Genomic DNA, 26,429 nt, shown 5'->3' with positions numbered 1-26,429 from the left:
CGATGACCAACGACAGCAACGCCGACGTCCTCGACTACCTCAAGCGGACATCGATCGAACTGATCGAGACCCGCAACCGCCTGAAGGAGGTGACGGAGGCGGCCGCCGAACCCATCGCGGTGGTCGGCGTCGCCTGCCGCTATCCCGGCGGCGCCACCTCCCCGGAAGCCCTGTGGGACCTGGTGCGCGAGGGCGCGGACGTGGTGTCCGCCTTCCCCGAGGACCGCAACTGGGACCTCGGGCACCTCGCCGACCCGGACCCCGGCCGGCCCGGCACCTCCTCCACCCGCTCGGGCGGATTCCTCTACGACGCCGGGGACTTCGACGCCGACTTCTTCGAGATCAACCCGCGCGAGGCACTCGCCGCCGACCCCCAGCACCGGCTCCTGCTGGAGACCTCCTGGGAGTCCCTGGAACGCGCCGGCATCGACCCGCACACCCTGCACGGCAGCAGCACCGGCGTGTTCGCCGGCCTCGCCTACTTCGGATACGGCAACCACTTCGACACCCCCGAGAGCATCGCGGGCTACGCCCAGACCGGCTCCCTGCTGAGCGTGGCCTCGGGCCGGATCTCCTACGCGCTGGGCCTTCAGGGCCCCGCCCTCTCCACGGACACCGCCTGCTCCTCCTCCCTGGTGGCGGTGCACCAGGCGGTGCGGTCGCTGCGCAACGACGAATGCGGCCTCGCGCTGGCCGGCGGCGTCACCGTCATGGCGATGCCGCAGGTGTTCCGGGAGATGTCCCGCCAGCGCGGCCTGTCCCAGGACGGCCGCTGCAAGGCGTTCGCGGACGCCGCCGACGGCACCGGATTCGCCGAGGGCGTCGGCATGCTCGTCCTGGAGCGGCTCTCCGACGCCCGCCGCAACGGCCGCCGCATCTGGGCGGTGATCCGCGGCTCCGCGATCAACCAGGACGGCGCCTCCAACGGACTGACCGCACCCAGCGGCCCGGCCCAGCAGCGCGTCATCCGCGCCGCCCTGGCCGACGCCCGGGTCAAGGCGGGCGACGTGGACGCGGTGGAGGCCCACGGCACCGGCACCACACTCGGCGACCCCATCGAGGCCCAGGCGGTCCTGGCCACCTACGGCCAGGACCGGGAGGCGGACCGCCCGCTGTGGCTGGGCTCCCTGAAGTCGAACATCGGCCACACCCAGGCGGCCGCCGGGGTGGGCGGCATCATCAAAATGATCATGGCGATGCGGCACGGGGTACTGCCCCGCACCCTGCACGTCGACCGCCCCTCCACCCACGTCGACTGGACGGCCGGCGCGGTACAGCTCCTCACCGAGGCCCGCGACTGGACCGGCACACCCGAACGGCCCCGCCGGGCCGGGGTGTCCAGCTTCGGCGCGAGCGGCACCAACGCCCACCTCATCCTCGAACAGGCCCCCCAGGAACAACCCGCACCCCCCGCACGGGACACGCCCTCCGACAGCACCGGGACGACACCCGGGCCCGACGCCCGGCAGCCCTCCTTCACGGGCGATGTGACGGCATGGCCGGTGTCGGCCCGCTCGGAGCAGGCACTGCGCGCCCAGGCCGGCAGACTGCGCGACTTCGCCGCCGCAGGCAGCCCGCCCCCGGACCTCGCCGACGTCGGCTGGTCACTGGCGGCCAGCCGCGCACGCTTCGAGCACCGCGCGGTCGTCCTGGGCCGCACCCGCGACGAACTCCTCGACGCCCTCACAGCACTCAGCCGGGGCGAGGAGTCCGCCGCCGTGGTGCGCGGCGTCGCCGGTGAACCCGGCGGCACCGCCTTCATGTTCCCGGGCCAGGGCTCCCCCTGGGCCGGCGCGGCACGGCAGCTGTACGCCACCTTCCCCGTCTTCGCCCGCAGCCTCGACGAGGTCTGCGCACACTTCGACGCCCACCTCCCCGTCGACCTGAGGTCCGTCCTGCTCGCCGAGGAACCCGCCGGCCGCGAACGGACCGACGTCGCACAGCCGGCCCTGTTCGCCCTGCAGGTCAGCCTCTACCGGCTCCTGACCGCCCACCTCCCGGCCCCGGACCGCCTGATCGGCCACTCGGTCGGCGAGATCGCCGCCGCGCACGTGTCCGGCGCCCTCACCCTGGACGACGCCGCCCGCCTGGTCGCCGCCCGCGGACGGATCATGCAGACGGTCACCGAACACGGCGCCATGCTCGCCGTCCGTGCCACAGAAGCCCACCTGGCCCCCCTGCTCGCCCCCTACGGGCGGACCGGCATCGCGGCGGTCAACGGCCCGGAGTCGGTGGTGGTCTCGGGCCTGCGCGAGGAGGTCCACGCCCTGCGCGACCAGCTCGTCGCCGCCGGCACCTCGGCGAAACTCCTCCCCGTCGACCACGCCTTCCACTCCCCGCTCATGGACCCCGTCCTCGCCGAGTTCGGGCAGGCCGTCGCGGGACTGGCCGCCGGCACGACGGCGATCCCCGTCGTCTCGACACGGCTGGGCCGCGAGGCCACCGCCGAGGAACTGGCCTCCGTCGCCCACTGGGTGGACCACGTCCGCGCACCCGTCCGCTTCCACGACGCCGTCGAGTGCGCCCGCGCGGCCGGCACGCGCGTCTTCGTCGAGGTCGGCCCGGGAGCCACCCTCACCGGCATGACCCAGGAGGCCTTCGCCCACCAGGGCGTCGACGACGCGCTGGTGCTGTCCGCGGCCCGCCGCGACCGCGGCGGACCCCAGGCCCTGATCACCCTCCTCGCCCTTCTGCACGTGCACGGCCACCCGGTCGACCTCGGCGCCCTGTCCGGCCCCCGCCGCACCCTCGACCTGCCCACCTACGCCTTCCAGCGCCGGCGCTACTGGCTGGACTTCCAGGCCGGCACCCAGAGCCCCGACCTCGCCGCCGCGGGCCTGACCGCCCCCGGACACCCCCTGCTGGGCGCCGTCCTGGACCACCCCACGACCGGCGAGAGCGTCTTCAGCGACCTGTGGTCCCTGCGCACCCACCCCTGGCTGGCCGACCACAGCGTGTTCGGTGCGGCCGTCGTCCCCGCGACCGCCTACCTGGACCTGGCCCTGTCCGTCGGCGACCGCCTCGGCTGCCCCGCCGTCGAGGAACTCTCCCTGGAAGTACCGCTGATCCTGCCCGACCCGGGCGGGATCCAGGTACGGCTCGTCGCCGGGGCCCCGGACGAGAGCGGCCGCCGCTCCCTGGACGTGTACGCGCGCCCGGACGGCGCCGACACCGACCCGGCGGCCGGCGGCTGGACCCGCCACGCGATGGGAACGCTGGCCCCGCCCACCACCGTCGCGGCCCAGGACGCGGGCCTGCCGGCCGTGTGGCCGCCGCCCGGCGCCACCGCGCTGCCCATCGAGGGCCTCTACGACTCCCTGGCCGACGCGGGCTTCGACTACGGCCCCACCTTCCGCGGACTGCGCGAGGTGTGGCGCCGCGGCACCGACCTCTTCGCGCTGGCCACCCTGCCCGTCTCCGGCGACACCTCGGCCGGCGACGGCTTCGCCCTGCACCCGGCCCTGTTCGACTCCGTCCTGCACGCGGTCGTCGCCGGCGGCGTCATCGAAGTGACCGGCGAGCAGGGCTGGATGCCCTTCTCCTGGTCCGGCGCCGACCTCACCGCGACCTGCGGGCCCACCGTCAAGGTCCGCCTCTCCCCGGCCGGCGAAGGCGCCGTCGCGGTGACCGTCGCCGACGAACACGGCCGCACCCTCGCCCGCATCCGCGCCCTCACGTTCCGCCCGGCGAGCCCCGAACAGGTCCACGCCGCCCACGGCAGCCGCCACCAGCCGCTCTACGAACTGCAGTGGCACCCCGCCCCGCCCGCCGCCGGCGAACCGGCCCGCCCCGCCGACCCGGCCACCGGGGGCCGGTACGCCGTCATCGGCACCCCCGACGGCCTGGCCGGCCACCTCACCGCGGTCGACGGGCGCACCACCGCGCACACCGGCCTGGACGACGTCCTCACCGGCCCGCCCCCCGCACACATCGTGCTGTGCCCGGACGACGCCATCTCCCTCGGCGCCGATCCGCTCACCGCCCTGCGCGACACGGCAGGACACACGCTGGGCCACATCCAGCGCTTCCTCGCCGAGGAGACCCTCGCCGCCTCCACCCTGGTCATCTGCACCCGCCTGGCCCAGGACACCGGCACCGGGGAGCACGTCACCTCCCTGACCGGCGCGTCCGTATGGGGCCTGATCCGCTCCGCCCAGACCGAACACCCCGGCCGGTTCCGCCTGCTGGACATCGACGACGACCCGGCCTCCCTGGCCCGCGTCCCGGACGCCCTCACCCTCGCCGAGGACCAGCTCGCCCTGCGCGCCGGCACCGTCCTCCTGCCACGCCTGGCGCCGGCCGCGCCCGCCGCCCACCGCATCGACCCCCCGGCCCCCGGCCCGCACCGCCTGGGCATCCCCACCAGGGGAACACTGGAGAACCTGACCTGGGTGCCCTGCCCCGAGGTGGAGGCACCCCTGGCGAGCGGACAGGTCCGCATCGCCGTCCAGGCCGCCGGCCTCAACTTCCGCGACGTCACCATCGCACTGGGCCTGGTGGACCGCACCGCACTGGACGCGGGCCTGGGCAGCGAAGGCGCCGGCATCGTCCTGGACGTCGCCGACGACGTGACCCGCCTGGCACCCGGCGACCGCGTCACCGGCATCTTCCCCGGCGCCTTCGGCCGCGTCGCCGTCGCCGACCACCGCCTGCTCACCCCCATCCCCGACGCGTGGAGCTACGCCGAAGCGGCCTCCGTGCCCTCCACCTTCCTGACCGCCTACTACGCCCTCTTCCACGTCAACCGGCTCCAGAAGGGGCAGCGGATCCTCATCCACGCCGCGGCCGGCGGCGTCGGCATGGCCGCCGTCCAGCTCGCCCGGCACGTCGGCGCCGAGATCTACGCGACCGCGGGCCGGGCCAAGTGGCCCGCCCTGCGCGCCCTGGGCCTGGACGACGAACACCTCGCCTCCTCCCGCGACCTCGACTTCGCACCGAAGTTCCTCACCTCCACCGCCGGCCGCGGCGTGGACGTCGTCCTGAACTCCCTGGCCCACGCCTTCGTCGACGCCTCCCTGCGACTCCTGCCGCACGGCGGCCACTTCACCGAGATGGGCAAGACCGACATCCGCGACCCCCAGCAGATCGCGGCCGACCACCCCGGAGTCCGCTACCAGGCCTTCGACCTCTACGAGGCCGGCCCCGACGCACTCCAGGACATGTTCCGCTGCGTCATGGACCTGTTCACCGACGGCCACCTCCACCTGAACCCGGTCGCGGTCCGTGACGTCCGCGACGCCCGGGCGGCGTTCCGCGAGATGAGCCAGGGCCGCCACACCGGCAAACTGGTCCTGGACGTCGGCGGCACCCTCGGCGGCGGCACCGTCCTGATCACCGGCGGCACCGGGGGAGTGGGCTCGATGATGGCCCGCCACCTGGTGGCCGAACACGGGGTGCGCAGCCTCGTCCTGGCCAGCCGCCGCGGCAGCACCGCCGACGGAACAGCCGCCCTGGTCGCCGACCTCCAAGAGGCGGGCGCCGACGTCCACGTCGCCGCCGTCGACATCACCGACCGCACCGCCGTTGCCGCCCTGCTGGCCGGCCTGCCCGGCGGCCGCCCCCTGACCGCGGTCGTCCACGCCGCCGGCGTCCTGGCCGACGCCACCGTCGAGTCCCTGACCCCCGACCACCTGGACCGCGCCCTGGACGCCAAGGCCGGCGGTGCACTGAACCTGCACGAACTGACCCAGGACCGCCCCCTGTCGGCGTTCATCCACTTCTCCGCCCTGGCCGGCACCCTGGGCACCGCGGGCCAGGCCAACTACGCTGCTGCCAACGCCTTCCTGGACGCCCTGGCCGCACAGCGCCACGCCGCGGGTCTGCCCACCACCTCACTGTGCTGGGGCTGGTGGGAACAGAGCAGCGCCATGACCGAGGACCTGCACGGCGCCGACCTCGCCCGGCTGCGCCGCATGGGCATCGCCCCGATGCCCACCGCCGAGGCACTGGCCCTGTTCGACGCCGCCCGCGCGAGCGGCAGACCCGTCCTCGTCCCGGCCCGCGTCGACCTCGCGGCCCTGCGACGGCGCAGCGCCGACGAACTGCCGCTCCTGCTGCGCGAGCTGGCCACCGCCGGCCGCCCCCGCCCCGCGGCGGGCACACCCCGGCAGGCGGGCGAGGCCGGTCTGACCGGCCGGCTGACCGCCCTGCCCGAGGACCAGGCCCACGCCGCGGCCGCCGACTGGATCCGCGACCAGGTCGCCATCGTCCTGGGACACCCCTCCGGCGCCGCCGTCGACGCCGACCAGGCCTTCACCCAGCTCGGCTTCGACTCCCTGACCGCCGTCGAACTGTGCAACCGGCTCGCCGCCACGACCGGACTGCGCCTGCCCTCCACCCTCGTCTTCAGCTACCCCACCCCCCGCGAACTGGGCCGCCACCTCGTCGGCCTGCTCCGCCCCGAACCCGACCCGCAGGCCGACGCCGCCGCCGACGCGCGGATCCGGCAGATCCTGCACACCCTCACACCCGACCGCCTGCGCGAGGCAGGCCTCCTCGACCAGATCCTGGCCTGCGCCGACCCCCTCACCCCCGACCCCGGCCCCCACCCGGCGGACCCGGACCCGGACACGGGCGCGGACGAACTGTCGGACCTGGACCTGGAAGCACTGGTCGACCTGGCCCTGGACGAGAGATGACGGACATGACCACCAACCCCGCAGAGCGCACAGCGGACGGCGCCGACCGGGTCCAGCGGGCCCTGCGCACCCTGCTGGAGGAACGCGACCGGCTCCGGCAGGAGAACGACGCCCTCAAGGCCGGCCACGGCGAGCCCATCGCCGTCGTCGCCATGGCCTGCCGCTACCCCGGAGACGTGTCGAGCCCCGAGGACCTGTGGGAGGTGATCCACGAGGGCCGCGACGTCGTCGGCGCGTTCCCCACCGACCGCGGCTGGCGCGACGTCTACGACCCCGACCCCGACACCGTCGGCACCTCCTACGTCCGCCACGGCGGGTTCCTGTCCGACGTCGCCGGATTCGACGCGGACTTCTTCGGCATCAGCCCCCGCGAGGCCCTCGCCACCGACCCGCAGCAGCGCCTGCTCCTGGAGACCTCCTGGGAGGCCTTCGAGCGGGCCGGCATCGTCCCCGCCACCGTGCGCGGCACCGACGTCGGCGTGTTCACCGGCGTCAGCTCCTCCGAGTACGGCTCCCGCTTCCTGGAAGGGCAGAAGAACGGCCTGGAGGGCTACGTCCTGCACGGCAGCACCCTCAGCGTCGCCTCCGGCCGCGTCGCCTACGAGATGGGCCTGACCGGACCGGCCCTGTCCGTGGACACCGCCTGCTCCTCCTCCCTGGTCGCCCTGCACCTGGCGGCACAGTCCCTGCGGGCGGGGGAGTGCTCCCTGGCGCTGGCGGGCGGCGCCCTGGTGATGTCGACGACCGAACTGTTCGTGGAGTTCTCCCGCCAGAAGGGCCTGGCCCCCGACGGCCGCTGCAAGTCCTTCGCCGCCGGCGCGGACGGCACCGGCTGGGCCGAGGGCGTGGGCGTGCTCCTGCTGGAGAAACTGTCCGACGCCCGCCGCAACGGCCACCCCGTCCTCGCCGTCGTCGCCGGCTCCGCCGTCAACCAGGACGGCGCCAGCAACGGCCTGACCGCCCCCAACGGCCGCGCCCAGGAGAACGTCATCCGCAAGGCGCTGGCGAACGCCCGGGTCAGCGCCCGCGAGGTCGACCTGGTCGAGGCGCACGGCACCGGAACCGTCCTCGGCGACCCCATCGAGGCGGGCGCCCTGCTGGCCGCCTACGGCCAGGACCGCGAGCCGGGCCGGCCCCTGTGGCTGGGATCGCTGAAGTCGAACATGGGCCACGCCCAGGCCGCCGCCGGCGTCGCCTCCGTCATCAAGGCCGTCCAGGCCATCCGCCACCGCCATCTGCCCCGCACCCTGCACGTGGACGCCCCCTCCCCGCACGTGGACTGGACCGCGGCCGGCGTCGAACTGCTCACCCGGGGACGCCGATGGGACAAGCCCCAGGGCCCGCGGCGCGCCGGGGTGTCGTCGTTCGGCGTGAGCGGCACCAACGTGCACGTGATCCTGGAGGAAGCCCCCGAGGACAGCGAACCGGCCCCGCACAGCGAACCGGCCCCGCAGCCAGGCCGCGGCGCACGGGCCGACGCGCAGAGCGGGCCCGCCCCGGCCGCGGGCGTCGCGGGCGGCCTGGTGCCCTGGGTGGTGTCCGCCAAGAGTGCGGCGGCCCTCGAACAGCAGGCGGCCAGACTGCGCGACGCCACCGCCGCCGACACCGGCGTGGACCTCGCCGCCGTCGGCTGGTCGCTGCTGTCCAGCCGCTCACGCTTCGAGCACCGCGCGGTCGTCCTGGGCCGCACCCGCGCCGAACTCCTCGACGGCCTCACCTCCCTGAGCCGGGGCCAGGACAGCCCCGGCGTGGTCCGCGGCCGCGCGGGCACCCCCGGCGGCACCGTCTTCGTCTTCCCCGGACAGGGCTCGCAGTGGGTGGGCATGGGACGCCGGCTCTACGACACCTTCCCCGCCTTCGCCCACTGCCTCGACGCGTGCGCCGAGGCCCTCGCCGAGTGGACCGACTGGTCCCTGCTGGACGTGCTGCGCGCCACCGACGGCGCACCGGGACTGGACCGGGTGGACGTCCTGCAGCCGGCCCTGTTCTCCGTCATGGTGTCGCTCGCCGCCCTGTGGCGGTCCTGGGGCGTGGAACCGGCCGCGGTGATCGGCCACAGCCAGGGCGAGATAGCCGCCGCCCACGTGTGCGGCGCACTGTCCCTGCGCGACGCCACGAAGATCGTGGCCCTGCGCAGCAAGGCACTGGTGGACCTGATCGGACACGGCGCGATGGCCTCGGTCGCCGCACCGGAACAGACCGTCCAGGAGAAGATCGCGCCCTGGAGCGGCCAGGTGAGCGTCGCCGTCGTCAACGGGCCCCGCTCCGTGGTGGTCTCCGGAGAGCCGGAGGCCCTGGACGAGTTCATCGAGAAGATGAACGCCGAAGGCACCCAGGCCCGCAGGATCTCCGTCGACTACGCCTCCCACTCCCACCACGTGACCCGCGTCCGCGAGCAGGTGCTGGGCCCGCTCACCGACCTGACCCCCAGGACATCGACGGTGCCCTTCTGCTCCACCCTGTACGGCGAGGTCATCGACACCACCCGGCTGAACGCCGGCTACTGGTACGACAACCTCCGCGAAAAGGTCCAATTCGCCACATCGGTACGGAAGGTGGCCGACGACGGGTTCCGCGTGTTCATCGAGATGAGCCCGCACCCCGTCCTGACCGTCCCGGTGCAGGAGAGCGTCGAGGACCTCGACGACGCACTCGTCCTGTCCTCGATCCGCCGCAACCGCGACGAGGTCGCCTCCGTCGTCGCCAACCTCGCCCAACTCCACGTCCAGGGCGGCCCGGCGGACCTCACCCCCCTCTTCGGGACCCGCCACCGGGTCGACCTGCCCACCTACGCCTTCCAGCACCGGCGGTACTGGCTCGACTCCACCCGCACCACCACCGCCGAGACCGCCGCCCCCGAGGACACCCCGTCCGCACCGCCCGCCGGCGAGCCGCCCGTCCCCCTGCCGCAACGGCTCGCCGCCCTCCCCGAAAAGGAGGCGGGCGCCGTCCTGCTGGACCACGTCCTGGAGAAGGTCGCCGTCGTCCTCGGACACGCCTCCGGCCAACTCGTGGGCCCCGACCAGGAGTTCAAGGAACTCGGCTTCGACTCCCTGCTCTCGGCGGAACTCAGCAAACGCCTGACCGCCTCCACCGGACTCAAACTGCGGGCGAACATGGTGCTGCGCCACCCCTCGCCCCGCCGCGTCACCGGCCACGTCCTGTCCCTGCTGGCCACCCGCGAACCGAGCTGAACCACCCCGCCGCGTCACCGGCCACGTCCTGTCCCTGCTGGCCACCCGCGAACCGAGCTGAACCACCCCGCCGCGTCACCGGCCACGTCCTGTCCCTGCTGGCCACCCGCGAACCGAGCTGAACCACCCCGCCGGGCGCCCCCGCGCCCGGCGGGAGCGTCCCGCCGGCGGGACACCGCAAGCACCACCGCGGCCCCCGCCCGCCGGGCACCCGGGTGCATTGAACGGCTGTGTCACTTCCCCGACAGTGGGGGTGATCTGCGAAATCCTCCGATTCGGGCCTGTTTGCTGAGGGGTTGATCTGTATGCCTTCGTTCGGCGCGTCGTCTGCGCACCAGGGGCTGTGGCGGGCACAGGAAATGGCTTCCGACACGCCGAACCATGCGCTGACCATGTGGGACGTGGCCGGCGACCTGGACGCGGCGGTCATGGAGTCCGCGTTCCTGCACGTGATGGGCGAGGCGGAGGTGCTGCGCGTCACCTTCACCGACACGGCGGGGGACGGGCTGCGCCTGGTGCCCCGCACCCTGGGCGACTGGCGGCCCTTCCTCCTGGACCTCGCCGCCGAGCCGGACCCCGAACAGGCGGCCCGCGAGGCGCTCGCCGACCTGGTGCGCGAGCCCTTCGACCTGGAACGGGACCTGCTGTTCCGGCTCGGCGTGGTGAAACTCGCCGCGGACCGCTCCCTCCTGGTGATCGCCTACCACCACCTCATATCCGACGGCTTCGGCGCCGGCGGCCTCCTCTCCCGCCGCCTCGCCGAGGCCTACACGGCCCTCGCCCGCGGGGAGAACGTCCCGCCGCTCGAACACGAGTGGGACACCGCCTCCTTCACCGCCGCGTCCGACCGCTACCTCGCCTCCCCGCAGTTCACCGAGGACACCGCGTTCTGGCGCGACTACCTGACCGACGCGCCGCCGCCCGCCCGCCTCCCGCGCATCGCCCTGTCCGACACCACCCGCGCCGCGCTCGCCGAACCGCTCAGCAGCGCCGACCGCTGGTCACAGGTGGCCGGCGCCATCGGCATGGCCAGCCGCACCCTGACCGTCCCGCGCGCCGAGGCGGCCACCTGGACCGAGACCGCGCAGTCCATGGGCGTATGGATGTCCACGATGCTGACCGCCGCCGCCGCGGTGTTCGTCCGGCACCGCTGCGACCGCCCCGACTTCCTCCTCTCCCTGGCCGTCGGCAACCGCGTCGGCGTCGCCAGCAGAACACCCGGCCTCGCCGTCAACGTGGTCCCGGTCCGCGCCACGGTGCCGCTGAACGCGACGTTCACCGAGATCGCCGACACGCTCGTCGACGAGACGTACGAGATCTTCGACCACGCCGCCTGCCACTACTCCGACATCCAGCGCGCCGCCGGCACCACCCTGAGCGACCGCGGCAGCTTCGGCGTCGTCCTGAACGTCGTCGAGTTCGTGCAGCAGCTCCACTTCGGCGACAGCCCGGCCCGCTACTTCGGCGCGACGACCGGCACCTTCGACGAACTGTCCATCGGCGTCTACACCGACGGCAGCGCCGACAGCGACCTGTTCATCCGCCTCGACGCCCCCGAACACCTCTACACCCGCCCCGAACTGCGCTTCATCGGCGAGGAACTCATCGCCCACGTCCGCGCCCTGGTCGCCGCCGGCGACCAGCCCGTCGGCTCCCTGGACGTGACCGCCGACGCCGTAGGAGAGCGGACGCCCACCGCGGCCCGCCGGCAGGAGCCCCGCCTCCCGGCCGCGCAGGAGACGGTCACCCACCTGTTCGCGCGGCAGGCCGAACGCACCCCCGACGCCGCCGCCCTCACCGACGGGGACACGACCCTCACCTACCGCGAACTGGACGCCCGCTCAAGCCTGCTGGCCACCGACCTGCGCGCCCGCACGGTGGCGGCCGAGACAGTCGTGGCGGTCGCCCTGCCCCGCTCGGCGGACCTGGCCGTCGCCCTGCTGGCGGTCGCGAAGACCGGCGCCGCCTGGCTGCCCCTGGACCCCGCCCTCGCGGCCGGTGACCTCACCACGCAGGCCGCCCGTTCCTTCGCGCGCGTCCTGCTCACCGACCCGGCGACCGCCGCCATCCTCCCCGCCGTCGCGGACCTGTCCGTGATCGTCCTCGACGACCCCGCCCCGGCCACCGCCGACGACGCCGCGGCGGCGCACCACCCGCTCCCCGCCCACCCGCACGGCCTGTTCGCCGTCGCGGACACCCCACTCGACGGCGGGACCGGCGCGCCCGTCGCCCTCACCCACCGCAACCTGGCCCGCTTCGCGGCCGACCCCCTCTGGCGCCAGACCGGCGAGCACACCGTGCTGTGGCACGGCCCGCACACCGTCGAGGCCCTCGCCCTCGAACTGTGGACACCGCTCCTCAACGGCGCCCGGGTGGTCGTGACACCCCCCGGGGAACGGGAGGACGACACCCTGGCCCGGATCGGGGGCACCGACACCATCACCACCCTGTGGCTGCCCGCAGCCCGCCTCACCGCGCTCGCCGCCCGCCGCCCCGAACTCCTCGCCCCGCTGCGCCAGCTGGTCACCGGCGGCGACCGCGCGCCCGCCGCCGCGCTGCGCCGCATCCGCGAGGCCTGCCCCCACCTGAACGTCGTCACCGGCCACGGCAGCGCCGAGAGCACCGTGTTCGCCGCCCGCCACCTGGTGAGCGCGGACCAGCCGCTGCCCCCCGCGGGCACGATCGGCCACCCGAGCCACGACACCGCCCTGCACGTACTGGGCCCGGGCCTCGCACCGGTCCCCGCCGGCGTCACCGGAGAGCTGTACGTGGCCGGCCCCGGCGTGACCCGCGGCTACCCGGGCCACCCCGCCGCCACCGCCACCCGCTTCGTCCCCTGCCCCGCCGGCCCGCCCGGCAGCCTCATGTACCGCACCGGGGACCGCGTACGCCGCGACGAGGACGGCCGCCTCACCCACGTCGGCGGCCCCGGCACCCGGGCCGAACTACGCGGCACCGGCGTCGAACTCGCCGAGACCGAGGAAGCCCTGGCCGAGCACCCCGCCCTCGCCCAGTCCGCCGTCACCGTCCGCCCCGACAGCGCCGGCCGCCCCCGGCTCCTCGCCTACGTCGTCCCCGCGAACGCCTCGAGCACCGTCCAGGACGACGAACTGCGCCGCTTCACCGCCGCCCGGCTGCCCGAACCCCTGGTCCCCGCCCTGTTCACCGTCCTCGACCGGCTGCCGCTGACCCCCGGCGGACGCATCGACCGCACCGCACTGCCCGAGCCGACACCGGTCACCGACCACGACACCCACAAGGCCCCCCGCAACGACACCGAGAAGATCCTGGCCGCGGCCTTCGCCGACGTCCTCGAACTGGACCGGGTCGGCATCGACGAGGACTTCTTCGACCTCGGCGGCAACTCGCTGCGCGCCATCCGCCTCGTCGGCCTGATCCGCGCCGAACTCAACCAGGAAGTCTCCATCCGCCGCCTGTTCGCCGCCCGCACCGTCATGGGCCTGTCCGACATGTGGCAGGACCTCACCCGCTCCAGCAGGCCCAGCCTGCGCAGGAGGACCAGCAACGGCTCCGTCCTGTGAGCACGCCCACCACCGCGCCGCGGACCCGACGCGCTCACCCCCGTGCCGCACGGCACACCCGCCCCCGTGACCACAGCGGACCAGAAAGGCGATCATGGACGCTTTGACCCAGGCCCTGCTGGACGGGGCGGGACCGCACGACCTCGCACGACACGACCTGCCCGCCACCTACCAGGCAGCCCACCTGCTGGCCGCCGACGCCGGCATGTTCGACGGCGTCGAGGACAAGGACGTCCGCAAGTCCCTGCACGTCGGCCCCGTCCCGATGCCCGACATCGCCCCCGACGAGGTCGTCGTCGCCGTCATGGCCAGCTCCATCAACTACAACACCGTCTGGTCGGCGACCTTCGAACCCGTCCCCACCTTCGCCTTCCTCAAGCGCCACGCCCGCGAGGGCGCCCACGCCGCCCGCCACGACCTGCCCCACCACGTCGTCGGCTCCGACGCCGCCGGCATCGTCGTCAAGACCGGGGCAGGCGTACGGCACTGGAAGAGCGGCGACCACGTCGTCGCCTCCTGCGTCCAGGTCGACGAACAGGAACCCGCCACCCACGCCGACGCCATGCTCGGCACCCGCCAGCGGATCTGGGGATACGAGACCAACTTCGGCGGCCTCGCCCACTACGCCGTCGTCCGCGCCAGCCAGCTCCTGCCCAAGCCGGCCCACCTCACCTGGGAGGAGTCCGCGAGCGTCCTGCTGACCGCCGCCACCTCCTACCGGATGCTCGTCGGCGACAACGGCGCCCGCATCAAACAGGGCGACATCGTCCTCATCTGGGGCGCCACCGGCGGACTCGGCGCGTACGCCGTCCAGATGGTCAAGAACGCGGGCGGCATCGCCGTCGGCGTCGTCAGCTCCGAAGCGAAGGCCACCGCACTGCGCCGCCTGGGCTGCGACATCGTGATCAACCGCAACGAGATCGGCATGGGCGGCGACGACGCCCCCACCCCCGAACGGACCATCGAACTGGGCAAGCGCCTGGGCCGCGAGATCCGCCGCCAGACCGGCGAGGACCCGCACGTCGTCTTCGACTACGTCGGCCGCGCCACCTTCGGCATCTCGGTGTTCGTCGTCCGCAAGGGCGGCACCGTCGTCACCTGCGGATCCAGCACCGGATACGACCACCACTTCGACAACCGCTACCTGTGGATGAACCTCAAACGGATCATCGGCAGCCACGCCGCCAACCTCCAGGAACAGGCCGAATGCAACCGCCTGTTCCGCCTGGGACACCTCGCCCCGGTCCTGTCGACGGTGTTCCCCCTCAAGGACGTGGGCGAGGCCGCCCGCCTGGTCCAGCTCAACCGCCACACCGGAAAGGTCGGCGTCCTGTGCCTGGCCCCCCGGGAAGGACTCGGCGTCACCGACCCCGCCCTGCGCGAGAAGATCGGCGCCGCCCGCCTCAACCCCCTGCGCACCAACCCCGCACCCGCCGAGGGGACCTGACGTGGGCATCGGCATCCTCTCCACCGGCTCCTACCTGCCCAAGCACGAGGTCACCAACGACGAGATCGCCGAACGCGTCGGCGTCACCCCCCAGTGGATCGAGGCCAAGACCCAGATCCGCACCCGCCGCTACGCCGCCCCCCACGAGGCGACCTCCGACCTCGCCACCCTCGCCGCCGAACGCGCCCTGGACCAGGCAGGACTGAACGCCGATCAGATCGACTACGTCATCGTGTCGACCTCCACCGGCGACTTCCCCCAGCCCCCCACCTCCTACCTCGTCCAAAGCGCACTGGGCGCCTGGAACGCGGCCTGCTTCGACGTCAACGTCGTGTGCAGCGGCTTCGTCTACGCCCTCGCCCTCGCCCACAGCCTCATCGCCCAACACCCCACCGCCCGCGCCCTGGTGATCGGCGCGGACGTGTACTCCCGCATCCTGGACCTCACCGACCGCAGGACCGCGATCCTCTTCGCCGACGGCGCCGGAGCTGCCGTCGTCGGCACCGTCCCGGACCCCTGCGGCATCATCGCGAGCGACCTGTCCAGCCGCGGCGACGCCCACCACCTCATCCGCGTCGAAGCAGGCGGCAGCCGCAACCCCGCCTCCGCGCAGACCCTCGCCGAGGGCGGCCACCACTTCAGGATGGACGGCCGCGGCGTACGCGACTTCGTCGCCGAACACGTCCCGCCCGCCCTGACCGCCCTCGCCGACCGGGCCGGCGTCGACATCGCCGCCGTCGACCACTTCGTCCCCCACCAGGCCAACGGCGTCATGCTCACCGACCTCGTCGAACGCACCGGCCTGGCCGGCGCACAGACCCACCGCACCCTGATCCGCTACGGCAACGTCGGCAGCGCCTCCGTGCCCGTCGCCCTCGACGACGCGAACCGCAGCGGAGCCCTCAACCCGGGCGACCTGGTGCTCCTCGCCGGGTTCGGCGGCGGCATGTCGATCGGAGCATCACTTCTGACCTGGGGGAACCCCACATGACCACCACCACGCACCACACCGACACCAGAACCGGCAACACCGGCAGCACCGACACCGGCATCGACCGGGTCGGTGTCGTCGGCAGCGGCATCATGGGCACCGGCATCGCCGAACTCTGCGCCAAAGCAGGCCTGGACGTGCGGGTCGTGGTGTTCTCCGAAACCTCCCTGGACACCGCACCCCGACGCCTCACCGCCTCCCTCGACCGCGGCGTCACCAAGGGCAAACTCACCCCCGCCGACCGCGACCAAGCCCTGGCCCGCGTCTCGTTCACCCGCGACCTGGGCCAACTCGCCGACCGCCACCTGGTGATCGAGGCCGTCAAGGAGGACGAGCCCCTCAAACAGGACCTGTTCGCCACCCTCGACAAGATCGTCGAGGACCCCGACGCGATCCTGGCGACCAACACCTCCTCCATCCCGATCGCCCGCCTCGCCGCCGCCACCCGCCGCCCCGCCCAGGTCCTGGGCCTGCACTTCTTCAACCCCGTCCCCGTACTCCCGCTCGTCGAAGTCATCGACTCCGTCCTCACCGACCGGGCGGTCAGCACCCGCGCCGAGACCTTCGTCCGCGACGTCCTGGGCAAGAAACCCATCACCTCCCCGGACCGGGCCGGCTTCCTCGTCAACGCCCTCCTCTTCCCCTACCTGCTCAGCGCCGTCCGCATGCTCGAATCCGGCCTCGCCGACGCCGACACCATCGACCAGGGCATGACCCAGGGCTGCTCCCACCCCATGGGACCGCTGCGCCTGGCCGACCTCATCGGCCTGGACACCACCGTCTCCATCGCCCGGGCCATGTACGAGGAGTACAAGGAACCCCTCTACGCCCCGCCGCCCCTGCTGCTGCGCATGGTCGAGGGCGGCCTGCTGGGAAAGAAGTCCGGCCGCGGCTTCCACACCTACCCCTGACCCGCCCCGCCCGCGGGACCCGGCGGCCGGCCACCAGCCGAGCCGCCCGGGGGCGCTCACTGCTGCGGAACCTCCACCCCGGCCGCCCGCAGGTTCGCCTCCAGCAGCTCCGTCAGCCGCACCGCCGCAGGCGCCTGGTCCTCACGGTGATGGTTGATCAGCCCGTACCGGGTGGCGGCATCGGGCCTGGCCCGGAACGCCGCCGGCATCGACAGCTCCTCGCGATGGGCCAGCACCTTGGCGGCCAGCGCGGCCGCCAGCTCATCGAGCCGCGGATCGTCCGCATCCCACGCCTCCGCGTCCTGACAGCGCCGCACCAGCTCGACGTACTGCGGATCGGCCAGCTGGTGCTCCAGATGCTGCAGGAAACTCTCGAACACCTCCGGCACCAGAGCCCGCGCCAGGACCAGCGCCTCCTGCTGGATCGCCACGTACGCGGCACCGACCCCCAGCCCGGCGAGCCGGTCCAGCACCGCGCAGGCCCGCTCCGGCAGCAGCAGCCGGTCCCCGGAGGCCAGCCGGTGCAGCACCGCCCGCCGCGCGATCAGCTCCTCGATCCGCTCGGTGAGCCGGCGCTCGACATCCTCCAGCGCCGCCGCGAACCCCTCCGGATCCCCGTCGAGAAGCCCGGCGATCTCGGCGAGCGGCACCCCCGCGCCGGCCAGCGTCCGCACCTGCACCAGCCGCAGCATCTGCGCCGACCCGTACCGCCGATAGCCCGAACCGTCCCGCCCGGGTTCCTCCACCAGACCGAGCCGGTGGTAGTGGCGCACCGCCTTGACCGTGACACCGGCGAACGCCGCCGCCTGCCCGATCGTGAGCCCGTACACCATGAGGTCAGCGCGCCCCGCCGTCGAGGGCGGCCGCTGTCTCACGGACCGCCGCGGCCACCGCCCGGAAATCCTTGCGCAGGATGTGGGAGTGGTTGCTCGCGACCTTCGCGCTCACCCGGATGTCCCGGTTGCGGGCGAGCACCGGGTCCAGCGAGGCCCGCATCTCCTCCATCTCCTCCTCCTGACCGCCCAGGCTCGCCCCGGTGGCGAGGACGAAACGCACCGGGCACGCCACCCGGTCCAGCACCGGTCCGATGGCCGCGGTGATCTCGTTGGCCTCGATGTTGACGTCGGCGTGCCGGTCGGCGCTCATCCGCGCGGCCAGCCCGAAGGGCCGCACCAGCGGCAGCAGCAGCCGCATCCGGCGGAACAGGCGCCGGATCCGCGCCCGCCCCGCCTCACCGGTCAGACCGTAGGGGACCGCCCCGTCCACGCACACCACGCCGAGCGCGCGGCCGGGGTTGCGCTCGGCCCAGTGCACGGCGAGTGAGGCGCCGTAGGACCAGCCGACCAGCAGCGGCCGGTCGACGCCCCTCGCGCCGAGGACGGCGTCGATGTCGCGCAGCGCCGCCTCGAAGGAGTAGTCCGCCGACCGGCGCGAGCGGCCGCGGGCCCGCCCGTCGAACGTGATGTGCCGCCAGCCGGCGCCGAGTTCGGCGATGACGGGCCGCCAGGGCCGCCGGCCGGCGTAGGCGCCGTTGAGATAGACGACGGCCCGGCCGGGGCCGCGCGTGTCGGTGACGGCCAGCGCCGTGTCGTCGACGGGAACCATGCCGGACCAGGAAGCCGTGGGGGAAGTGGTCATGGGATCAGCGTTCACCCTGACCCCGGGTCAGGGTCAACCAGCCACATCGAGCCACAGCACGGCACGACCCGGACACGAGCGCGGGCACGGACACGCGCACGGGCCCGGGCACGGACCCGTCCCGCGGCCCGCCGACGTGTCCGGCCCGGGACGGGTCAGCGGGCGCCCGTCCCGGCGAGCAGCCCCTCCGTCACGGTCGCGGCGATCCCACCGAGGTGGTCGGCCAGATAGAAGTGACCGCCGGAGAACACCTTCAGCGCGAAGTCGCCCCCGGTGTGCTCCCGCCACGTCACGGCCTCCTCGACACTCACCATCGGGTCGCTGTCCCCGACCAGCACCGATATCGGGGCCGCGAGCGGCTCACCCTCCCGCCACCGATAGGTGCCAAGGGCCCGGTAGTCGGCCCGCAGCCCCGGCAGCACCATCTCCATGACCTCGGCATTGTCGAGCATCGCCTGATCGGTACCACCCAGCCGGCGCACCTCGGCCAGCACGTCGGCGTCCTCGAAGAACTGATAGTGCTCACTGGTCCGCGGGCCCGGCGCGCCCCGACCGGACAGGAACAGCCGCTGCGCGGAAGGCAGTTCACGCGCGGCGAGCAGCCGGGCCGTCTCGAACGCGACGAGCGCGCCCATGCTGTGACCGAACAGGGCGTACGGCCGTGAGGGATCCTTCTCCAGCTCCTCGGCCAGGTGCCCGGCCACCGCATCGACGAGCGCGGCGATCGAGGTGAACGGCGCCTCGCGGTAGCGGTCCTGGCGCCCCGGATACTGCACGGACACCACATCGAGGTCAGCGGGCAGCGTCCGCGCCAGCGGCAGATACGCCGTCGCCGAACCCCCGGCGTGCGGGAAGCACACGAGCCGCGGCCCGTCGCCCGGGGCGGTGAAGCGTCGGAACCAGGTGGTGTCCACTGTCGGTGTCTCCTTCGTCTGGAGCCGGCCGGTCGTCCCGGCCGGAAACGGGCCGTCGACCGCCCGGCCCGGCAGATCGAACCCTGCCCGAGCGGTCGGGCTCCGTGCGCCCGAACCCGCCCCGCAACCGCGCACCCCGCCCCTCCCGGGCAGGCACGCCCCGCGGCAGGGCCCATACGCGTCGCGCCCGCGATGGACCGGCCCGCCGGCACCCTCGGGGGGTGGGAGCGCCGACGGGCGGTCCGAGCTCCTCACGTCTCACGCCAGGCCGCATCGGAGCTCACGAGCCCGAGCATGCCGACCCGCCCTCGACGACCGCTCGCAGCCCGGTGGAGAAACACCACAGCCCCCAACCCCCACCACCACCGCCCAAGAACGGGCCAGACAGACCTGTTCACCGTCGAGACACCCCCTGACCTTCACGAAGGAGGACGGCAGGGACAGGCCCCCGGCGGCGAAGGACGACCCGGCCCCGCGCCACATCGTCCACCACTCCAACCACCCTCGAGCGCCCCGGCGCACGCTGGTCGGCGGCTCACCACGACGGCCGGAGGGGGAACACCCATGCCCGCGGAGCCCATCACCGCCCCGCACGACGCACCGGGACAGCGGCGCGGCACACTCGCCGAACTCGAGGCACTCCGGCAGACCCTGCGCGACGGACCCGGTCCACGGGCCACCGCCGCCCAGCACGCCAAGGGCAAACTCACCGCCCGCGAACGCCTCGCGCTCCTCTTCGACGACGGCCGCTTCACCGAGATCGAAGGACTGCGCCGGCACCGCGCGAGCGGCTTCGGCCTGGAGGACCACCGCCCCCACACCGACGGCGTCGTCACCGGCTGGGGCCGCGTGTACGGGCGCACCGTCTTCGCCTACGCCCACGACTTCCGCATCTTCGCCGGCTCCCTCGGCGAGGCCCACGCCGAGAAGATCCACAAGATCATGGACATGGCCGCCACCGCGGGCGCCCCCATCGTGGGCCTGTGCGACGGCGCCGGAGCCCGCATCCAGGAAGGCGTCACCGCGCTCGCCGGATACGGCGGCATCTTCCAGCGCAACGTCCGCAACTCCGGGATCATCCCGCAGATCAGCGTCGTGATGGGCCCCTGCGCCGGAGGAGCCGCCTACTCCCCGGCCCTGACCGACTTCGTCTTCATGGTGCGCGGCACCGCCCAGATGTTCATCACCGGCCCCGACGTCGTCAGTGCCGTCACCGGCGAACAGGTCAGCCACGAGGAACTGGGCGGCGCCGACGCCCACGCCACCCTCTCCGGCGTCGCCTCCTTCACCTACGACGACGAGGACGACTGCCTCACCGACGTCCGCTACCTGCTCTGCCTGCTGCCCGCCAACAACCGCGAACACCCCCCGGCCGAACCCTGCACCGACGACCCCGCCCGCCGCACCCCCGCCCTGCGCGACCTGGTGCCCCACGACACCACCCGCGCCTACGACATGCGCCACGTCATCACCGAGATCGTCGACGACGGCGACTTCTTCGAGGTCCACGAACGCTGGGCCCCCAACGTGCTGTGCGCACTGGCCCGCCTGGACGGCCACACGGTCGGCATCGTCGCCAACCAGCCCGCCCACCTCGCCGGCGCCCTCGACATCAAGGGCAGCGAGAAAGCAGCCCGCTTCGTCCAGATGTGCGACTCCTTCAACATCCCCCTCGTCACCCTCGTCGACGTCCCCGGCTTCCTGCCCGGCGTCGGCCAGGAACACGACGGGATCATCCGCCACGGCGCGAAACTCCTCTACGCCTACTGCAACGCCACCGTCCCCCGCATCCAGCTCGTCCTGCGCAAGGCCTACGGCGGCGCCTACATCGTCATGGACTCCCGCTCCATCGGCTCCGACCTCTCCCTGGCCTGGCCCGGCAACGAGATCGCCGTCATGGGAGCGGAAGCCGCGGCCGGCGTCATCTTCCGCCGCGACATCGCCGCCGCCGACGACCCCGAGGCCACCCGCACCCAGCACATCAAGGAATACCGGGACCAGCTCATGCACCCCTACTACGCCGCCGAACGCGGCCTCGTCGACGACGTCATCGACCCCGCCGAGACCCGCATCCGCCTGATCGACGCCCTCGCCGTCCTGCGCACCAAGCACGTCCCCCAGCCCTCCCGCAAACACGGCAACCAGCCCCAGTGACCCATCCCTCTCCACCCCCTCTCCGCGCCACCGAAAAGCCCGGGCAGGGCGATTCACGTCTGGACGACGGCCCGAGCGCCCCTCCACCAGCGCTGCCTAATCTCGACGCAGACGTACGACCCTGCACCGCATCCCGTGTCCGCCGACGTGCCCGCACCCGCCGGACCAGCACCGACAGGAGCCGACACACGTATGTCCGTGCACACCACCGCCCCCGCCACGACAGGGGTGTACGACAAGGAAGTCCGGCGCCTGGACCGGGTCGTCATCCGCTTCGCCGGCGACTCGGGCGACGGGATGCAGCTCACCGGTGACCGTTTCACTTCGGAGACGGCCTCGTTCGGCAACGACCTCTCGACGCTGCCGAATTTCCCGGCCGAGATCCGGGCCCCCGCAGGCACTCTCCCCGGTGTGTCGAGCTTCCAACTGCATTTCGCCGACCACGACATCCTCACCCCGGGTGACGCGCCGAATGTGCTGGTGGCGATGAATCCGGCGGCGTTGAAGGCGAACATGGCGGATGTGCCGCGGGGTGCGGAGATCATCGTGAACACGGACGAGTTCACGAAGCGGGCGATGCAGAAGGTCGGGTATGCGGCCAGTCCGCTGGAGGACGGTTCGCTGGATGGTTACAGCGTTCATCCGGTGCCGTTGACGACGATGACGGTGGAGGCGCTGAAGGAGTTCGACCTCTCGCGCAAGGAGGCCGAGCGGAGCAAGAACATGTTCGCGCTGGGACTGTTGTCGTGGATGTACAACCGGCCGACGGAGGGTACGGAGAAGTTCCTGGCGACGAAGTTCGCGAAGAAGCCTCAGATCGCGGCGGCGAACCTGGCGGCTTTCAGGGCTGGTTGGAATTTCGGGGAGACGACGGAGGATTTCGCGGTCTCCTACGAGGTGGCTCCGGCGGCGCAGACGTTCCCGACGGGTACGTACCGCAACATCTCGGGGAATCTTGCGCTGTCGTACGGTCTGGTCGCGGCGTCGCGGCAGGCGGATCTGCCGTTGTATCTGGGTTCGTATCCGATCACTCCGGCGTCGGACATCCTGCATGAGCTGAGCCGGCACAAGAACTTCGGTGTGCGCACGTTCCAGGCGGAGGACGAGATCGCGGGGATCGGGGCGGCGTTGGGGGCCGCGTTCGGTGGTTCGCTGGCGGTCACGACGACGTCGGGGCCGGGTGTGGCGCTGAAGTCGGAGACCATCGGGCTCGCCGTCTCGCTCGAACTGCCGCTGCTGGTCATCGACATCCAGCGCGGTGGCCCGTCCACGGGTCTGCCGACCAAGACGGAGCAGGCCGACCTGTTGCAGGCGATGTACGGCCGCAACGGCGAAGCCCCGGTCCCGATCGTCGCCCCGCGCACCCCCGCGGACTGCTTCGACGCGGCCATCGAGGCGGCCCGGATCGCCGTCACCTACCGCACCCCGGTCTTCCTCCTCTCCGACGGCTACCTCGCCAACGGCAGCGAGCCGTGGCGCGTCCCCGAGGCGGACGAACTCCCCGATCTGCGCGTCCAGTTCGCCCAGCACCCCAACCACACCCTGGACGACGGCACGGAAGTCTTCTGGCCCTACAAGCGCGACCCGCACACCCTCGCCCGTCCCTGGGCGGTGCCTGGAACGCCGGGGCTCGAGCACCGGATCGGCGGGATCGAGAAGCAGGACGGCAGCGGGAACATCTCCTACGACCCCGCCAACCACGAGTTCATGGTCCGCACCCGCCAGGCCAAAGTCGACGGGATCGACGTCCCCGACCTCGATGTCGACGACCTCACCGGCGAAGCGACCACCCTCGTCCTGGGCTGGGGCTCGACGTACGGGCCCGTCACCGCCGCCGTCCGCAGGCTCCGCGCGGCCGGTGAGCACATCGCGCAGGCCCACCTGCGCCACCTCAACCCCTTCCCCCGCAACCTCGGCGACGTCCTTCGCTCCTACGACAAGGTGGTGATCCCCGAGATGAACCTCGGCCAGCTCGCCACCCTGATCCGCGCCACCTACCTGGTGGACGCCCGCTCCTACACCCAGGTCAACGGCATGCCGTTCAAGGCCGAGCAGCTCGCCGCCGCGCTGAAGGAGACCATCGATGCCCGCTGAGGCCCTGACCCTCATTCCCAGGCCCGAAGTACCGCTGACGGCGAAGGACTTCAAGTCGGATCAGGAAGTGCGCTGGTGCCCGGGCTGCGGTGACTACGCGATCCTGGCGGCCGTGCAGGGTTTCATGCCGGAGCTGGGGCTGGCGAAGGAGAACATCGTCTTCGTCTCCGGGATCGGCTGCTCCTCGCGGTTCCCGTACTACATGAACACCTACGGGATGCACTCGATCCACGGGCGTGCCCCCGCGATCGCCACCGGTCTGGCCTCCTCGCGGCGGGATTTGTCCGTGTGGGTCGTCACCGGTGACGGCGACGCGCTGTCCATCGGCGGCAACCACCTCATCCACGCCCTGCGCCGCAACGTGAACCTGAAGATCCTGCTGTTCAACAACCGGATCTACGGTCTGACCAAGGGCCAGTACTCGCCGACCTCGGAGGTCGGGAAGATCACCAAGTCGACGCCGATGGGCTCGCTGGACGCCCCGTTCAACCCGGTGTCCCTGGCGATCGGCGCGGAGGCCTCGTTCGTGGCCCGCACGGTCGACTCCGACCGCAAGCACCTCACCGACGTCCTGCGCCAGGCCGCCGCCCACCCGGGCACCGCGCTGGTGGAGATCTACCAGAACTGCAACATCTTCAACGACGGCGCCTTCGAGGTCCTCAAGGACAAACAACAGGCCGAGGAAGCCGTCATCCGCCTCGAACACGGCCGGCCCATCACCTTCGGCACCGACCACTCCAAGGGCGTCGTCCGCGACCCCGCCACCGGCGACCTGGTCGTGGTCCCGGTGACGGACGAGACCCGGCACCGGATCCTGGTCCACGACGCCCACACCGCGTCCCCGACCACAGCGTTCGCCCTGTCCCGCCTCGCCGACCCCGACACGCTGCACCACACCCCCATCGGGGTCTTCCGCAGCGTCGAACGCCCCGTCTACGACACGCAGATGACCGACCAGCTCGACGCGGCCATCGAGCAGAACGGCAAGGGAGACCTCGGCGCACTGCTGGCCGGAGGAGACACCTGGACCGTCGTCGGCTGACCCCGGATCCCGTCGCGAGGCGGCACCGAGAAACGGGATGGCATGGAGCACACCGCAACAGGCGCGCCACGACCGCCCACCGAGCCGGCGTACGGTCCGCGGGCTCTCGAGCCCTTCAACCCGGCCCGGCGGACGGGGGAGCGGGGCGGCCGGGGTCCGGGGGAGGCGGGCCGGCGTCTCGGGTTAGGGGAGGCGGATCAGTGGCTCGGCGAGCCGGCCGCGCACCCGCCGACCCGTGTCGTGCACCCGCCGGACCCGGACCCGGGCGCGGACCGTGCGCCCACCTGGTGGTCGTCCACCGCTTCCGGCACCGCGGCCGAGTGCAACGCCCGCCACAGGAAGCTGATCGCGGCCGGCGTGAGGGATCTGTCCGTGGTGTTCGACGTGCCGACCCGCGCGGGGCACGACTCCGACGCGCCGGCGGCGCGCGGTGAGGTCGGCCGGGCGGGGGTGGCGATCGACTCGATCGACGACATGCGGGTGCTGTTCGCCGGGATCCCGCTGGAGGAAGTCGTCACCTCGATGCGCTGCGGCGCGTGCGCCGCGCCGCTTCTTCTTCTGTACCAGCTGGTCGCCGAGGAGCAGGGAGCGGCGGCCGGCCGGCTGTCCGGCACGTTCCACGACGGCGGGGCGGGGGAGTGCGTGCCGGACGGCGACCGCATCTTCCCGCCGGGCCCGTCCGCGCGGCTGGCCGCGGACCTCGTCCGGTACTGCCGTACCGAGCTTCCGCAGTGGGCCGCCGATGCTTGCCGGGTGGTCCGGGAGACCGGCCCCGGCGCGTACGTCGTGCCCCTGACCGGCTCCGTCACCTTCGACGGGGAGAGGCCCGAGGGGCCGGCGCCCGCCGACCCCGCTGCCGCGGTGCGGCAGGGCGAACGCATCGCCAAACTCCGTGCCTGGCGCGAACAACGGGACGTGGACGCCGCACTCACCAGGCTGAAGAAGGCGGCGGCGGGCGACGGCGACGTCCTGCGCCCGATGAGGGAAGCCCTGCGCGCCCGCGCCACCGTCGGCGAGGTGTGCGACGCACTGCGCGAGGTGTGGGGCATCCGTCTCCCGGCGGATGCCCGTTGACTGCCGTGCGGCGGATGAGGGCCGGGGGATCTGCGGCGGGTGCCCGCCGAGGGCCCCTGCCGTTCAGTTGCTGCGGGCGGTGATGTCGCCGTAGCCGGTGGTGGCGTGGATGGCGAGGCCTGCGGCGGAGCCCTCGGAGTTGTTCAGGGCGTTGTCGACGCGGCCGTATCCGGTGCCGGCGTCCAGGGTGGCGGAGACGCCGTGGGCGGCGCCGACGGTGATGTGGCCGGCCTCGGTGCGCAGGGTGACGGTGCCGTGCACGGCTTCGGTGATGGTCAGGTCGCCCTTCTGGGTGCTGATCTCGGCGGAACCGCCGACCCGGCGCACGGTGATGTCACCGGCGGCGAGGGTGAGGCGGGCGCTCGCGGTCTCGTCGAGGGTGATGGTGCCCTGGGCGGATTCGAGGGTGACGTCGCCGAGGCGTCCGGTGCCGCTGATCTCGGCGGCGGCGGTCCTCGCCTCGACGCGGGAGCCGGCGGGGAGCTGGACGGTGACCTCGACGGCCCCGGAACCGGCACCCAGGAGGCGGCTGTTGGCCTGCGGGGTCTCGATGCGCAGGACGCCGTCGGCGTAGGCGACGGTGATCTGCTCGGCCGCCTTCACGTCGGCGCCCCTGGAGGCGTCGGCGGGCACGACGTCGACGCCGGTGTCGGCGCGGTCCGCGGCGACCAGGCGGACCCGGCCGGCCGGGATGTCGAGAACGGCGGAGATCGGGGCGGGGGAGTCGAACTTCTGCATCGTGCTCTCCTTCTCCTGCATCGCGCGCCCCAGCGGCCCGCGGTTTCTGATG

The 26,429-nt window shown here is 73.1% G+C and carries 14 protein-coding genes; 10 read left to right on the top strand and 4 right to left on the bottom strand.

The genetic code is table 11. From position 1 onward, the window contains the following. Nucleotides 1–2 precede the first annotated feature (2 nt). From OG406_RS00175 to OG406_RS00150, 6 genes are all read left to right on the top strand, one after another. Nucleotides 3–6,638, top strand: a complete 6,636-nt coding sequence (locus tag OG406_RS00175; RefSeq protein ID WP_329183056.1) for a type I polyketide synthase — start codon at nt 3–5, stop codon at nt 6,636–6,638. A 5-nt stretch (nt 6,639–6,643) separates the two neighbouring features. Beyond that, entirely contained in the window at nt 6,644–9,832 is a 3,189-nt protein-coding gene (locus OG406_RS00170; protein ID WP_329183054.1) for a type I polyketide synthase, read from the top strand. A gap of 305 nt (nt 9,833–10,137) precedes the next feature. Further along, entirely contained in the window at nt 10,138–13,374 is a 3,237-nt protein-coding gene (locus OG406_RS00165) for an AMP-binding protein (protein WP_329183052.1), read from the top strand. Nucleotides 13,375–13,468: 94 nt separating this feature from the next. Then, nucleotides 13,469–14,821, top strand: coding sequence for a crotonyl-CoA carboxylase/reductase (gene ccrA / locus OG406_RS00160; protein ID WP_329183051.1), 1,353 nt, complete (start codon nt 13,469–13,471; stop codon nt 14,819–14,821). Between the two features lies 1 nt (nt 14,822). Continuing rightward, nucleotides 14,823–15,812, top strand: a complete 990-nt coding sequence (locus OG406_RS00155) for a 3-oxoacyl-ACP synthase III family protein (RefSeq protein ID WP_329183050.1) — start codon at nt 14,823–14,825, stop codon at nt 15,810–15,812. After that, nucleotides 15,809–16,723: a 3-hydroxybutyryl-CoA dehydrogenase gene (locus tag OG406_RS00150; RefSeq protein ID WP_329183048.1), complete on the top strand. Its 915-nt coding sequence runs from the start codon at nt 15,809–15,811 to the stop codon at nt 16,721–16,723. Before OG406_RS00155 ends, OG406_RS00150 begins: the two co-directional genes overlap by 4 nt. A 56-nt stretch (nt 16,724–16,779) precedes the next feature. Here the strand turns inward: OG406_RS00150 and OG406_RS00145 are convergent, their stop codons facing one another. From OG406_RS00145 to OG406_RS00135, 3 genes are all read right to left on the bottom strand, one after another. Further along, a complete protein-coding gene (locus OG406_RS00145) occupies nt 16,780–17,556 on the bottom strand; it encodes a MerR family transcriptional regulator (RefSeq protein WP_164370969.1) in 777 nt (258 codons plus the stop codon). A gap of 4 nt (nt 17,557–17,560) precedes the next feature. Further along, nucleotides 17,561–18,361, bottom strand: coding sequence for an alpha/beta fold hydrolase (locus tag OG406_RS00140; protein WP_266621101.1), 801 nt, complete (start codon nt 18,359–18,361; stop codon nt 17,561–17,563). Between the two features lie 155 nt (nt 18,362–18,516). Continuing rightward, nucleotides 18,517–19,275 carry a thioesterase II family protein gene (locus tag OG406_RS00135; protein ID WP_267052133.1) on the bottom strand — a complete coding sequence of 253 codons (759 nt, stop codon included), beginning with the start codon at nt 19,273–19,275 and terminating at the stop codon, nt 18,517–18,519. A gap of 564 nt (nt 19,276–19,839) precedes the next feature. Between OG406_RS00135 and OG406_RS00130 the strand changes: the two genes are divergently transcribed. The 4 genes from OG406_RS00130 (at nt 19,840) to OG406_RS00115 (ending at nt 25,639) form a co-directional block, all read left to right on the top strand. After that, complete coding sequence (locus tag OG406_RS00130; RefSeq protein ID WP_329183039.1) at nt 19,840–21,429, top strand: acyl-CoA carboxylase subunit beta; 1,590 nt, start codon at nt 19,840–19,842, stop codon at nt 21,427–21,429. Nucleotides 21,430–21,621: 192 nt separating this feature from the next. Further along, nucleotides 21,622–23,523 carry a 2-oxoacid:acceptor oxidoreductase subunit alpha gene (locus OG406_RS00125; RefSeq protein WP_329183038.1) on the top strand — a complete coding sequence of 634 codons (1,902 nt, stop codon included), beginning with the start codon at nt 21,622–21,624 and terminating at the stop codon, nt 23,521–23,523. Further along, nucleotides 23,513–24,565 (top strand): 2-oxoacid:ferredoxin oxidoreductase subunit beta, encoded by a 1,053-nt coding sequence (locus OG406_RS00120; RefSeq protein ID WP_329183037.1) that lies wholly within the window; start codon nt 23,513–23,515, stop codon nt 24,563–24,565. The genes OG406_RS00125 and OG406_RS00120 overlap by 11 nt, the downstream gene beginning before the upstream one ends. A gap of 342 nt (nt 24,566–24,907) precedes the next feature. Beyond that, entirely contained in the window at nt 24,908–25,639 is a 732-nt protein-coding gene (locus tag OG406_RS00115) for a methylmalonyl-CoA mutase family protein (protein WP_438829460.1), read from the top strand. Nucleotides 25,640–25,702: 63 nt separating this feature from the next. Here the strand turns inward: OG406_RS00115 and OG406_RS00110 are convergent, their stop codons facing one another. Continuing rightward, the gene (locus OG406_RS00110; RefSeq protein WP_329183033.1) at nt 25,703–26,377 is read right to left on the bottom strand and encodes a DUF4097 family beta strand repeat-containing protein; all 675 of its coding nucleotides are present in this window, start codon (nt 26,375–26,377) and stop codon (nt 25,703–25,705) included. Nucleotides 26,378–26,429 lie beyond the last annotated feature (52 nt).

Source organism: Streptomyces sp. NBC_01428, from assembly GCF_036231965.1.
GTDB lineage: Bacteria > Actinomycetota > Actinomycetes > Streptomycetales > Streptomycetaceae > Streptomyces.
Note: the sequence above shows the minus strand (reverse complement) of the source record. Positions and strands in the feature narration are given on the sequence as shown.

Bases quoted from the DNA above. Each gene is read 5' to 3' on its own strand.
- OG406_RS00150 (WP_329183048.1), top strand. From the start codon at position 15,809: ATGACCACCACCACGCACCACACCGACACCAGAACCGGCAACACCGGC.
- OG406_RS00110 (WP_329183033.1), bottom strand. From the start codon at position 26,377: ATGCAGAAGTTCGACTCCCCCGCCCCGATCTCCGCCGTTCTCGACATC.
- OG406_RS00140 (WP_266621101.1), bottom strand. From the start codon at position 18,361: ATGACCACTTCCCCCACGGCTTCCTGGTCCGGCATGGTTCCCGTCGAC.
- OG406_RS00120 (WP_329183037.1), top strand. From the start codon at position 23,513: ATGCCCGCTGAGGCCCTGACCCTCATTCCCAGGCCCGAAGTACCGCTG.
- OG406_RS00165 (WP_329183052.1), top strand. From the start codon at position 10,138: ATGCCTTCGTTCGGCGCGTCGTCTGCGCACCAGGGGCTGTGGCGGGCA.
- OG406_RS00125 (WP_329183038.1), top strand. From the start codon at position 21,622: ATGTCCGTGCACACCACCGCCCCCGCCACGACAGGGGTGTACGACAAG.
- OG406_RS00130 (WP_329183039.1), top strand. From the start codon at position 19,840: ATGCCCGCGGAGCCCATCACCGCCCCGCACGACGCACCGGGACAGCGG.
- OG406_RS00175 (WP_329183056.1), top strand. From the start codon at position 3: ATGACCAACGACAGCAACGCCGACGTCCTCGACTACCTCAAGCGGACA.
- OG406_RS00145 (WP_164370969.1), bottom strand. From the start codon at position 17,556: ATGGTGTACGGGCTCACGATCGGGCAGGCGGCGGCGTTCGCCGGTGTC.
- OG406_RS00170 (WP_329183054.1), top strand. From the start codon at position 6,644: ATGACCACCAACCCCGCAGAGCGCACAGCGGACGGCGCCGACCGGGTC.
- ccrA (WP_329183051.1), top strand. From the start codon at position 13,469: ATGGACGCTTTGACCCAGGCCCTGCTGGACGGGGCGGGACCGCACGAC.